Raw genomic sequence first — 11,360 nt, 5'->3', positions numbered from 1 at the left:
ATGTCCCTGCTGGAGGGCCACGCCGACTACGTGATGGACGGGGTCGGCCCCAGCGTCGTACCGACCGTCGCCGAGATCCGCGAGAAGTTCCAGCAGCGCCGCGCCAGTGCCAGCACGCTCAGTCCGAACATCAGGACGCCCAGCGGGACATGGAGCGACGGTATGTGCGCGATGCCGAGCACGACCTGGGCCGAGGCGAGGACGAGGAAGCCGGACGCGTGCAGGACGGGCCGGGGCGAGCCGCCACCCGGCTTCCACGCCGCCACCGCCGCGAACAGATACAGCATCGACGCCCCGTACATCACGCGGGCTCCGACACTGTGAAGCGTCGCTCCGTAGGACGAGGTCAGCAGCATCCCGGCGGAGACCGCTTGAAGGAAGAGGGTCAGGGTCTGCAGTGTGATCGCGATCTGCAGGAACGAGAAGCGCCGTAGTGCCGTCGTCCGGGTTGCCATGCCACGGTCCCCTTTTCCGCCCTGGGGGCAGTAGATCGATAAGGTCTCACCAGGCCGACGACGCGGGCCTGCGAAAGGTAAGGCGAGGAGGCGGTCGGGAGCATGGGGACGGCTGGGACGAGCACCGATGAGATAGCCGGTGAGCGGCGCCAACTGATCAATGTCGCCTACCGGTTGCTCGGATCGCTGGCCGAGTCGGAGGACGCCGTGCAGGAGGCCTACGCGCGCTGGTACGCGCTGCCACGAAGCCGCCAGGACGAGATCCTGTCCCCCGGGGCCTGGCTGACGAAGGTCACCGGCCGCATCTGCCTGGACGTGCTCGGCTCGGCGCGGGCGCGGCGTGAACGCTATGTCGGCGCGTGGTTGCCCGAACCGCTGCCCGACCACGCCGAGCGGGACCACGGCCATGGCACCGACCCCGCCGGCCAGATGGTCCTGGACGAATCGGTGGCCATGGCCCTCCTCGTCGTCATGGAGTCGATGACGCCCGCCGAGCGGGTGGCGTTCGTCCTGCACGACGTCTTCCGGTACCCGTTCGCCGAGATCGCGGACATCCTCGGCCGGACCCCTGCCGCCTGCAAGCAGCTCGCGGCCTCCGCCCGGCGGCGGGTGCGTGTCGCTCGGGCTCCGGTGACGGCCGCCGGACAGGCCGACGCGGTACGGCGTGTCAAAGAGGCATGGGAGGCCAAGGACATCGCGGCCCTCGTCGACCTCCTCGACCCGGCCGCCGTGATGACCGCCGACGGCGGCGGCATGGTCGGTACCGTCCTGCGCCCGATCGAAGGCGGTACGCGCATCGCCCAGTACATGGTCGCCATCGCCGACAAGGCTCCGGGGCTCCAACTCCTGGAACGTTCGGTCAACGGTGCGCCGGGGCTGGTGGCCCAGCGTGCCGGCGCCGTTATGACCGTGGCGTCGTTCGATGTCGCCGGCGGCCGCGTCACCCGCATCTGGGCGGTCCGGAATCCCGAGAAGCTGCGGCCGTGGGTGCGGGACGGCCGGGTGCCGTGCGGCGGATCATGAGCGCAGCCGGAGTGGGCTCGGACCGACGGTGACGGGGGCCGCGGCCCGGGCAGGGTCGGCCCCGAAATCACCTCGCCCGTGATCGCCTCGTCCGGTACGGTCGCGGGGTTGTTCTCGCTGCTGGGGCCACGAGTTCGCGTGTGGCCTCCCCGGCGGTTCCCAGGCGGAGAAGAGGTTTCGTCAATGGCATGTCGTATCGGTGAACTGGTGCTCGGTTGCCGCGACCCCGAGGTGCTGGCACGGTTCTGGTGCGAGGTCCTGGACTTCGTCGTGCTCGATCGCGAGGACGACGGCTCGGTGGAGATCGGGCCGCGCGAAGGGTTCGGCGGTCCGCAGCCGACGATCTTCCTCAGTCGCAGGGACGAACCGGAGAAGGGGAAGTCCCGGCTGCACATCGACGTCAACGCCACGGACCGTGATCAGGACGCCGAACTCGAGCGCCTGCTGAAGCTCGGTGCGCGCCCGGCCGACATCGGCCAGACCGGCGAAGAACAGTGGCATGTTCTGGCCGACCCGGAAGGCAATGAGTTCTGCCTGCTCAAAGCCCGCCTCAACCCGCTCTGATGTTCATCGGACACGCCTCGGCACCGGGCACCTGAGGTCTGCCTGGAGGTCCGGTGTGACGTGCGTGTCGTGATCGCGAGGCGAGCGAGGTCTCCGGTGGCGGGTTCATCGACCAAGAAGGACGAAACCCGGAGACCTCGCGGTGGCCCGGCGAACCGGGGTGAGCGGCCCGCTCGACGAGGTTCTGCCGAACGGCCGCCGCTCCCCGCCTTCACGCCGGCGGGCCGCCGTTGACCGTTGAGTACGCTGGCCGTACCGAAGGTCGTACCGGGCGAGGAGAAGTGGGCAGGACGATGGCGCGGGTCACAGCTGTGAGCAGCAACGGGACGTATTCGTTCAGCAAGCCGAACCGCGAGAGCATCACGCTGCTCGCCGGTCTCGGCGTGGAGGGCGATGTCCACGCCGGGGAAACGGTCAAGCACCGGTTCCGCATGCAGCACGAGCCGCACCTGCCCAACCTGCGCCAAGTGCACCTCATGCACGAGGAATTGTTCGACGAGCTCGCCACGAAGGGTTTCACCGTGGCCGCGGGCGAGCTCGGCGAGAACATCTCCACGCGCGGGATCGACCTGCTCGGGCTGCCCACCGGGGCGCTGCTGCGCCTCGGCGAGGAGGCGATCGTGGAGGTGACGGGACTGCGCAATCCGTGCTCACAGATCAACACGTTCCAGCAGGGCCTCCTGAAGGAGGTCTTCGAACTCGACGCGACGACGGGCGACTTCACCTTCAAGTCCGGGATCATGGGCGTGGTCCGGCAGGGAGGTACCGTCCGCCCCGGCGACACGATCGCCGTCGAACTGCCCGCGGGCCCGCACCGTCCGATGGAACGTGTCTGAACTTCATCGCTCCGGCCTGCGTAGCGCCTGGGTCCACGCGCGTCCGCCGGGCAGGTACGGCTTCCCTGCTGCGTAGGCTCCGCGAGGGTGCGTTCCGGCAGCCGTCAAAGGGCGGGAACCGTCGCGGACGCGTCCTCTTCACGGGTGGGCAGGCCGGCGGTGCCGGTTTGAGCGGCCAGAGCCTTCTCCAGCCGCTTGATGTGGTAGTACTGCACCCGCGTCGTGCGCTGCAGGGCCATGACCGCAGTCAGGAACTGGTCCATCTCGGCAGCGCGGGTGAGAATGTCGTCGGGCACGTGCTCGTCCCGCAGACAGGCGTCCGCGTCCTGGCCGAGTACGGCCTCCGCCCAGTTACGGGTGATCGGCTTGAACAGGCCCGGGTGGTTGGCCACGATCCGCGCTCGGATCGCAAGGTCGTTCTCGACGGCTTCCACGTGCAGTCCTGTGTCCTTGTTTCGCGCCCCGAACAGCGGTTCATGGATGTGGTGAGCATCAAATCCGTGCTCTACGCAGCCGACCCAGAAATCCCAGTCCTCTCCCGCCTTCATGCTCTCGTTGTACCCGCCGACGGTCTCCCATGCCTCGCGGCGGAACAGCGAGCAGTAGAACATGATCAGCCGCTGAAGCAGCAGTTCCCTGCTGTAGGCGGGGAAGGGCATCGCCTGCGGAGGCAGATCGTCGTCGGTGAAGGCGAACACATCGGTCGAGGCGATGGCGATGCCGGGGTCGCCGTCCAGGACCGCGACGGTCTTCTCCAGCATCGTGGCTGCGATCACATCGTCGGCGTCCAATGGAAGGATGTACCGGCCGGCGCTGGCCTCGATCCCGGTGTTCCGCGCGGCGGACACCCCGGCGTTGGCCTGCTGGAGCAGCCTGATGCGCCGGTCGGGATTACGGGCGATCAGGGCCTCGGCCACCTCGACGCTGTTGTCGGTACTGCCGTCGTCGACGATGACGATCTCCCAGTCGCGGAACGTCTGGGAAACGACGCTGGACACCGCCTCGGGCAGATAACGGCCGTAGTCATGGCACGGGATGACCACCGAGACCACGGGGTGGGAATTGGGCATGCGCCGTCCTTCGCTTCGGAACGGAAACGGGAGAGGAGGATCCTGGAAGTGTGGTCGCGGGTGGCAGGTCGGGCGTCGCCGCCCCGTCCCCGTTCCGGGGCCGCGTCGGAGCCGACCTGCTGAACCGCGTGCTAGCTGTGGAGTTCGAGCGCCGCGTGGTGAGGCCTGTTGGGCCTGTGGTCGTGGTGGTGATCGTCGTCGCGGCAGTACCCGTAGTCCGGGATCGTCATGTTGCCGACGGGCGTGCAGCAGTACCCGTAGTCCGCGACCGTGACGTTGCCGACGGGCGTGCAGCAGTACCCGTAGTCCGGGATCGTGATGTTGCCGACGGGCGTGCAGCAGTGTCCGTAGTCCGTGACTGTGACGTTGCCGAACGGCGGGCAGTGGGTCGCGGTCCCCTGCGTGAGGGTGACGTCGCCTATGGGCTGTATCTGCTGTCCATGCTTCGCGGAGGCCGCCGGATCCGGACCGAGGGAGGCGTAAGCCGCCTCTGCGGTGCCGACCAGTCCGGCAGTGGCCAGAACGGCGGGAAGAGCCAGGGAAGTGATGGCGCGGGCTTTCACGGTGGCGCCTTTCTGTGGGGGATCTGCCCCGGGATGCCGGTGAACGTCGCGGCAGGGCAGTAGGACCACCGTAAGTTTGACTACCAAGCGTGTCAAAACGACCACTCTCCGCAATGGCCGACTGTGCCGGCCCCACGCGGCCCTGCCTCAGGGAACCGGAACGGCCTCGGCGTGCGCGGGTGCCTGGGCATGGTGCGGGTGCAGCACTTCCAGGTCGGGCATTGCCCAGCAAGCGACACCCATGTCCCGGGCCATCGCGGCGAAACCCTCGGTCTCGATGAGGTGCTGATAAGGGAAGGACGGGAAGATCAGACCGTCACGGTGAAGGTCGGCGCGTACCAGCAATGCGGTGCCGCCGACCGAGTCGACGCGAAGCAGCCCCTGCCCGCGCAACTCGTCGAGGTACATCCGGCCGAACCCCCTCGGGGGCTGCAGGATGCCGTCACGCAGCCACTGGGACCAGTTGAGCGTGCCGGCCCTCGGGTGAAGGACGAAGGTGTTGAGATCGTACGTAGGCCCACCGGGCGCGGTGGCACAGTGCGGAACGACGATGTCCTTGCGTGCGCCGAGCAGACGCTGGACCAGGTCGGCCGGGTAGCCGGTGACATCGACGTCGAGCCACAGGACCCACTCTTCGTCGACGAGGGCCCGGGAGACCAGGTGGTTGCGTACCTTGGCCAGCACCGAGCGGCGCCAGCGCTGGATGCCGGGTTCCCAACGAGGTCCGGCCAACTGGAGCCCGTAATCCCGGCGCACAAGCGTGACCCGCCGGTACTCCGCCTCGAGCCCTGGCAGGACCTGCTGGAGCATCTCCGGTGTCGCGTCCCTGCTGTCGCCCTCAAGCAGCCCCAACGAGATCGCCTCGCGGGGGTAGTCCAGCGTGCGAAGGCGGTCCAGGTAGCCGGGAAGGAACGCGGCAGCGTCCTTGAGCGGGCTGAGTACCAGCAGCGAGGGCCGCTCACTCGCCGCGGCCGTCGCGGGCACGGCAGTCGGCCGCGGTTTCGGCTCGGGGGTACGGTCGATGGTGGTGCCGGTCTCCGCATGGGCGATGTCCTTGGGCTCGATCGGCAGCCGGGCCGCCATGGCCAGCAACCGCTCGGCGTAAACAGCGGGTTCGGCCCAGATCTCGGTCGCCACGTCAAAGTGTTCCGCGAAATGGGACTCGTTGAACGTGTTGGCTCCATGGCACACATACGTGTACAGCTGGGGCGCGTCGACCGTTACGACCCGGCAGGTCCGCACCACTTCTTCCGCCACCGGGGTGTCCTCGCCCCGGCGTTGCGCCGGGTAGCGCGGGATCCGGTCGGTCGCACACACCATCGACCCTTCCCAGACCCGTGCGCAGGAGACCCCGAGCTTGCGCCGGTCCGGCCACCACAGTTGCTCCCGGGCGAGGAAGCACGCCTCGGTGCCGAGCGCGAGAATCGCCGCCATCTGCGTCTCGACCCGCTCCGGGTCGTACAGGTCGTCGTCGTCCCACTGGCACACATAGGGCCCGGTGGCCCGGTCCACCGCCTCGTTGCGCAGCTCGCCCAGCGTCCGCCCCTCCGGGGGGAGCCGGTGATAGCAGATCCGAGGATCGCTCAGATTGCGGATGTGCTGCTCCAGGGCGTCGTCCGTGCCGTCCTCCACGACTACCAGTTCCAGATTCCGGTAGGTCTGGTTACGGAAACACGTGATCGCCCGTCGCGCCGTCGCCGAGCGGTCCTTGGTGACCATCAGGCATGACACCGTCGGTGCCGGCGCGCCCGAGGCCCAGCGGCGGCGCTGGGTGTCAAGGCTGAGCATGCCGTCAGCAGACGGTTGCAGTTCCTGGCTCACCCAGAACGGAAACCGCTTACCGGCGGACATCCGCGGCGGCGCGGACGTATCGAACGCCCAACTGTCCGACCAGTGGTGCACCGCGTACGCGCTGTCGTAGTCGGTTTCCTGCGGCCCGAACAGCTCTGTCGCGTACGGGCTCACCTTTGGGTACAGCACCTCCGGGCGGAGAACCGTGATCGAGTCGGTCGCAGGGGCGCTGTCGACCGCTCGGGTGAGGAAGAACGGGCCTGTCGCGTCCAAGGTGCTGGGCAGCTTGTGCGCACTGACGAGTTGGCGGTGCACGTGGGTCCAGAACGGGTGGCCCGGCCGCGACGCCATGAACGCGTTGCCGACGATGCGGTCGAATCCGCGCCGGCGAGCCAGAAGCAGCCGGGTGTGCACGTCCGGCTCGCAGCCGAGGACGAGGTCGCGCCCGTCAAGAATGCCGGAGACGGACCGCAGACACTCGAAGTCCAGATCCACGTACAGCCCGCCGAAGTGGTCGAGCAGAAAGTAACGAATTGCGTCTGCCCGCATGATTGCTTCGGGGTAGCCGTCATAAATCGGCAGGAACCACGGATAGCGCTCCTCGAGGAATGCGCGATTGTCCGCATCGGTCCACAGCCGATACCCCCAGTCGGGGTGGTGCAGACGCCAGGAATCGGCCCACTCCTGCCATTCCGCAGGGATATCAGAGTCTTTCCACGTTTGGTGGATCAGCGGGGGAATTCTCTCCTGTGCGGACATTTGCACAGTATGGCGCGCTGTCTGGTCGAGCCAGGCTCCCGATGGACCCGTCGGCACAACATTCACCCGCGCGGTCGACGAGATGCCGCCGTGCGCTGTCTGCTCCGCCGCTCACCCATCGGTGCGCCTGCAGTCGCAGAAGCTCCGGGAGTTGGGGTCGTAACGGACGCCGTCAGGGCGGGCATGCTGAAGCAACTCAGGCATCCGCGCCCCCGTCGGCGAGCAGCGCCTGAAGCAGTCGCCCCAGCGCGGCTTTGGTGTGGGGCAGATCGTGCCCGCATCCCGGCGGAGCAGTACGCCATCCTGGTCGAGCCGTTCACCGGCAGCGGCCTCGATGTGCCCGTGCGGCCGGTGCCGGATGCGACGGACGGGACCGACACAACCCCGCAGCAGAAGGAGGCACGGCCGGTGAGCACGATCGACGTAGAACGACTGGCGGAAGTCGGAAGGAGCTGGCTGACGGACGTCACGCCCGGCGCGAACCTGAATGTCGTCGAGCTGGAGGACGGCGCGGGCGTGTGCGTCGTGCATGCCGTCCGGGGTGGCGGCAAGGTCTACGTCGCACCCGACGGGACGGTGCTGTTCACCGGCTCGTCGGTGACCTTCGACGCCGGGCTCGGCGCGTTCCTCGACGGGGTCCGCACCGCGCGGGACGGCGCCCGGCCGGCCGGGCGGTAGGGAGCCGTCTTACGGGCCGGCACACGGTCCGGCAGCCGGGTCCATGATGGGCCGGCGGTGGTCGTCACGGCGAGACGCCGGCGCATCGGGCTCCGGGCCGGCATGGGCACAGCCCGGGACCGGCGTGGCCGGTCAGGTCTCGATCGTGGCCACCGCGTCGACTCCCGCGTGCCGCAAGGTCCGCACCACGCCACGGCGGGCGCCTCGGACGGTGATGCCGACCGGCTCCGGCGCGACGGTCACGGCGCGGAGCAGGCCGTAGGCACACGCGAGGTCGATCCGTTCGAGACCGCTCATCTCCAGCACCCAGGTGCCCGACTGTCGCAGCCGTGGGTCGAGGAGGCGTTCCTCGAGCCTACGCAGCGCGTGAGTGTCCAGGACGCCGGAGAAGACGAGGACGGCGTGCCGGCCGTCCGCTTCCACGATCCGGACGGACCCGGCCTGCGAGCGGGCGGGCCGGTCGGGTTCGACTGCCACGGCGGCCTCCTCAGCAGTAGGTCAGGGGCGTGCGGTTCCATTGTCTCAAGCCAGACGGCAGAGCCGGGGTCAGCACCGGCGGTCGGCGCACGAACCTGGGCCGGGCCCGGTGGAGTTGCCCCCTCCATTCCCCCACTGTCAGCTCGGCACCCGGCCGTCCAACGCGGACCGCCACGCCGGCGTTAGCGCTTCGCGCACCGGCTCCGCCGGTCTGCCACCGCCCGCCAGGAAGCCGGCCAGCGGCAGGGTGGCCGCACCGACCGTGACCGCGTCCGGCCCCAGTTGGCCCAGGTCGATGGTCACCCGTCCGGCCGGATAGCGGAGCGAGTACGCAGTGGCGTGCTCCCTCACGGCGTCGAGAAAGCGCGGGCCGAGCTGGAGTCCGGCCCATCCGCCGATGAGGATGCGCTCGGGCTGGAAGAGATTGATCAGGCCGGACAGCCCGGCACCGAGGTACTCCGCCGTCTCCTCGACGACCGCGAGCGCCACAGGATCCGCCTCCTGACCGCCGTCCCGGCACGTCTCGTCACCGGCGCCCCGACCAACCCCTTCACCGCCGTTCGGATCCGCCCTGTCACCGTCGCCCCGGTGCGTCCCCTCACCGCCGCCCGGGTACGCCGCGGAGAGCAGCGCCGTCAGTGCCGTCTCCTCGTCGGCCCCCTCCGGCGGCCGGCCGCCCGCCTCGCGCCACCGGTCCACCAGGGCCTCCGCCCCCGCGTACGCCTCCAGGCAGCCCAGCGCTCCGCAACGGCAGCGGCGGCCGCCGACGTTGACCGTCAGATGGCCCCATTCCAGGGCCCTGCCCTGTTCGGCGGTGTCCGTGACATGGCAGGCGCCCACGCCGGAGCCGAAGAGGATCACGGCCACGCTCTGCGCGCCGCGGCCGGCCCCGAACCACATCTCCGCCTGGCCGAGGGTCCGCGCGCCGTTCTCGATGAAGAACGGCACCGTGTCGGGCAGCCGGCAGGAGGCACGCAGCAGGGATTCCAGCGGGACCGCGTCCCAGCCGATGGTCTGGCCGTGGACCACCGCCCCGCACCCGGGTGCGGCGGCGACGATGCCTGGCACCCCGACGCCCACACCGAGGAGTCCGTCGACGCCGACGCCCGTCGCGTGCAGCACTTCTTCCATGGCGTGGCGGACTTGCTCCACGATGACGCCGACGTCGTATCCGACTCCGTTCAAGGGCCGTTCGGTGCGGGCCAGTTCGGTGAGCGTGAGGTCGAACAGCTCCACCCGCACCCGGGTTTCCCCGACGTCGACACCGATCAGGCACCCGCTGCCGGGCGCGACACGGACGAGAGTCCGGGGGCGGCCGCCGTCGGACTCGATGCTGCCGGCTTCCTCCACCAGGCCGTCGCCCATGAGTTCGCCGACGACGTTGCTGATGGTGCCGGAGCTCAGCCCGGTGGCGGGACCGAGGGCCTGCCTGCTCATGGGGCCATCGAAATACAACCGTTGCAGTACCGTCGCGCGATTGCTCCGCCGCAGGTCATTGACCGTTCGCCCGCTTCGTCCAGACATCCTTCGCTCCTTCGGCCTGCGCTGTCCCGGAAGTGCGCCGGGTTCAACCTCTTGACGATGCCGCCCGCGAAAGCTTAACTCACGTCCTAAATTAAGCCGTGAGGCATTCAGAGGTTGAAGCCGCAGCCTGTCGGCCCCTCCCCGCGGCACCACCCCTCCGGAAGGGACACCTGGAGTTATGCGCAGATACAGAGCGGTAGCCAGTGGTGCAGTCGCCGTCTCCCTGCTCGCCACCGCGACCGCGTGCGGCGGCGGCTCGTCCGCCGGAGGCGGCGGTTCCAACGAGTCGTCGAAGACGCTCACCTACTGGGCGTCGAACCAGGGCCCGAACATCGAGGCCGACAAGAAGATCCTCGAGCCGGAGCTGAAGAAGTTCGAGCAGAAGACCGGCATCAAGGTCAAGCTCGAGGTCGTTCCGTGGTCGGACCTGCTGACCCGGATCATGACCGCCACCACCTCCGGCCAGGGCCCCGACGTCCTGAACATCGGCAACACCTGGTCCGCGTCCCTCCAGTCCACCGGCGCGCTGCTGCCGTGGGACGAGAAGAACTTCTCCAAGATCGGCGGCAAGGACCGCTTCGTGGAGGCCGCGCTCGGCTCGACCGGTGCGGCCGGCTCCGACCCGGCCGCGGTGCCCCTGTACTCGATGTCGTACGCGCTCTACTACAACAAGAAGATGTTCGCGGACGCCGGGATCGAGAAGCCGCCGGCCACCTGGGACGAGATGGTCGCGACCGGCAAGAAGCTGTCGAAGGACGGCAAGTGGGCCCTCGGCGCGGAGGGTGCGAACCTGTCCAACAACATCCACCAGGTGTTCGTCCTCGGCCAGCAGCACGGAGCCGACTTCTTCGACGCCGAGGGCAAGCCCGACTTCACCTCCGACGGCGCCGTCGCCGCCGTGAAGCAGTACGTGGACTTCATGGCGAAGGACAAGATCATCGCCCCGGGCAACGCCGAGTACGCCCAGAACCAGTCGCTGAGCGACTTCGCCAAGGACAAGACAGCGATGGTGCTGTGGCAGGCGGCCGCCTCCACGTTCAAGTCCCAGGGCATGAGCGACGACGAGTGGGGCGTCGCGCCGGTGCCCGTCCGGTCCGGCGCCCCGGGCCAGGGCAAGAACGTCAACTCCATGGTCGCCGGCATCAACATGGCCGTCTTCAAGAACACCAAGAACCTCGACGGGGCCCTGGAGTTCGTGAAGTTCATGACCAGCGACGAGGAGCAGAAGCTGCTCTGCAAGACCTACGGGTCCATACCGCCGGTCAAGGCCGCGCAGAGCGACCCCGCGTTCGACCGGCCGGAGCTGAAGGTGCTGCGAGACACCCTCGCCACCAGCGCCGAGGCGCTCCCCCAGGTCCCGAGCGAGTCGCAGTTCGAGACGGTCGTGGGCACCGCGGTCAAGAACCTCTTCGCCTCCGCCGCCGACGGCGGCGAGGTGACCACCGAGTCCGTCAAGGCCGAACTGGCCAAGGCCCAGCAGCAGATGCCCCAGCAGTGAGCGACCCTCTCATGAACACGACCGTCGTCCCGACCACCGGGGAACCGGCCGTGCGGAAGAACTCCCCCGGGGCGGCGCGCGGCCCGCGCCGCCCCGGGAGGACCCGCCGCACGGCGCTGCCG

The 11,360-nt window shown here is 69.0% G+C and carries 10 protein-coding genes and 2 pseudogenes; 6 read left to right on the top strand and 6 right to left on the bottom strand.

Annotation, left to right across the window (positions count from 1 at the left end; all coding sequences use genetic code 11):
* A pseudogene (locus ACWGH4_RS21545) lies at window positions 1-135 on the top strand (zinc-dependent metalloprotease); the annotation flags it as partial.
* Here the strand turns inward: ACWGH4_RS21545 and ACWGH4_RS21540 are convergent.
* A pseudogene (locus tag ACWGH4_RS21540) lies at window positions 96-455 on the bottom strand (hypothetical protein); the annotation flags it as partial. The pseudogenes ACWGH4_RS21545 and ACWGH4_RS21540 sit on opposite strands and share 40 nt — an antisense overlap.
* 102 nt (window positions 456-557) lie before the next feature.
* On the opposite strand from ACWGH4_RS21540, the gene sigJ reads away from it, so the two are divergent.
* The 3 genes from sigJ (at window position 558) to ACWGH4_RS21525 (ending at window position 2,878) form a co-directional block, all read left to right on the top strand.
* Window positions 558-1,478, top strand: a complete 921-nt coding sequence (gene sigJ, locus ACWGH4_RS21535; protein WP_453463233.1) for an RNA polymerase sigma factor SigJ — start codon at window positions 558-560, stop codon at window positions 1,476-1,478.
* Between the two features lie 183 nt (window positions 1,479-1,661).
* A complete protein-coding gene (locus ACWGH4_RS21530; protein ID WP_441262355.1) occupies window positions 1,662-2,042 on the top strand; it encodes a VOC family protein in 381 nt (126 codons plus the stop codon).
* A gap of 293 nt (window positions 2,043-2,335) precedes the next feature.
* Window positions 2,336-2,878 carry an MOSC domain-containing protein gene (locus tag ACWGH4_RS21525; protein ID WP_441262599.1) on the top strand — a complete coding sequence of 181 codons (543 nt, stop codon included), beginning with the start codon at window positions 2,336-2,338 and terminating at the stop codon, window positions 2,876-2,878.
* A 104-nt stretch (window positions 2,879-2,982) separates the two neighbouring features.
* Here the strand turns inward: ACWGH4_RS21525 and ACWGH4_RS21520 are convergent, their stop codons facing one another.
* The 3 genes from ACWGH4_RS21520 to ACWGH4_RS21510 all read right to left on the bottom strand — a co-directional run bounded on the left by ACWGH4_RS21520 (window position 2,983) and on the right by ACWGH4_RS21510 (window position 7,127).
* The gene (locus ACWGH4_RS21520; RefSeq protein ID WP_453463230.1) at window positions 2,983-3,948 is read right to left on the bottom strand and encodes a glycosyltransferase family 2 protein; all 966 of its coding nucleotides are present in this window, start codon (window positions 3,946-3,948) and stop codon (window positions 2,983-2,985) included.
* A gap of 131 nt (window positions 3,949-4,079) precedes the next feature.
* Window positions 4,080-4,511: a hypothetical protein gene (locus ACWGH4_RS21515; RefSeq protein WP_453463227.1), complete on the bottom strand. Its 432-nt coding sequence runs from the start codon at window positions 4,509-4,511 to the stop codon at window positions 4,080-4,082.
* A 147-nt stretch (window positions 4,512-4,658) separates the two neighbouring features.
* Window positions 4,659-7,127 carry a glycosyltransferase gene (locus tag ACWGH4_RS21510; RefSeq protein ID WP_453463225.1) on the bottom strand — a complete coding sequence of 823 codons (2,469 nt, stop codon included), beginning with the start codon at window positions 7,125-7,127 and terminating at the stop codon, window positions 4,659-4,661.
* 342 nt (window positions 7,128-7,469) lie between these two features.
* On the opposite strand from ACWGH4_RS21510, the gene ACWGH4_RS21505 reads away from it, so the two are divergent.
* Window positions 7,470-7,739 (top strand): hypothetical protein, encoded by a 270-nt coding sequence (locus ACWGH4_RS21505; protein WP_453463222.1) that lies wholly within the window; start codon window positions 7,470-7,472, stop codon window positions 7,737-7,739.
* 132 nt (window positions 7,740-7,871) lie between these two features.
* Here the strand turns inward: ACWGH4_RS21505 and ACWGH4_RS21500 are convergent, their stop codons facing one another.
* Both ACWGH4_RS21500 and ACWGH4_RS21495 read right to left on the bottom strand, forming a co-directional pair.
* Entirely contained in the window at window positions 7,872-8,216 is a 345-nt protein-coding gene (locus ACWGH4_RS21500; RefSeq protein ID WP_453463220.1) for an STAS domain-containing protein, read from the bottom strand.
* Between the two features lie 138 nt (window positions 8,217-8,354).
* Window positions 8,355-9,740: an ROK family transcriptional regulator gene (locus ACWGH4_RS21495; RefSeq protein WP_453463217.1), complete on the bottom strand. Its 1,386-nt coding sequence runs from the start codon at window positions 9,738-9,740 to the stop codon at window positions 8,355-8,357.
* A 178-nt stretch (window positions 9,741-9,918) separates the two neighbouring features.
* Here ACWGH4_RS21495 and ACWGH4_RS21490 point away from each other — a divergent pair, with 178 nt between their 5' ends.
* The gene (locus ACWGH4_RS21490) at window positions 9,919-11,238 is read left to right on the top strand and encodes an ABC transporter substrate-binding protein (protein WP_453463214.1); all 1,320 of its coding nucleotides are present in this window, start codon (window positions 9,919-9,921) and stop codon (window positions 11,236-11,238) included.
* The last annotated feature ends 122 nt before the right edge of the window (window positions 11,239-11,360 follow it).

It is taken from the genome of Streptomyces sp. NPDC054847 (genome assembly GCF_053610925.1).
The sequence above is the reverse complement of the archived record's forward strand: the minus strand, read 5'-3'. Positions and strand labels throughout refer to the sequence as shown.

Coding starts and splice junctions, on each gene's coding strand:
- ACWGH4_RS21495 (WP_453463217.1), bottom strand. CDS start 9,740: ATGTCTGGACGAAGCGGGCGAACGGTCAATGACCTGCGGCGGAGCAAT.
- ACWGH4_RS21490 (WP_453463214.1), top strand. CDS start 9,919: ATGCGCAGATACAGAGCGGTAGCCAGTGGTGCAGTCGCCGTCTCCCTG.
- ACWGH4_RS21530 (WP_441262355.1), top strand. CDS start 1,662: ATGGCATGTCGTATCGGTGAACTGGTGCTCGGTTGCCGCGACCCCGAG.
- ACWGH4_RS21525 (WP_441262599.1), top strand. CDS start 2,336: ATGGCGCGGGTCACAGCTGTGAGCAGCAACGGGACGTATTCGTTCAGC.
- sigJ (WP_453463233.1), top strand. CDS start 558: ATGGGGACGGCTGGGACGAGCACCGATGAGATAGCCGGTGAGCGGCGC.
- ACWGH4_RS21520 (WP_453463230.1), bottom strand. CDS start 3,948: ATGCCCAATTCCCACCCCGTGGTCTCGGTGGTCATCCCGTGCCATGAC.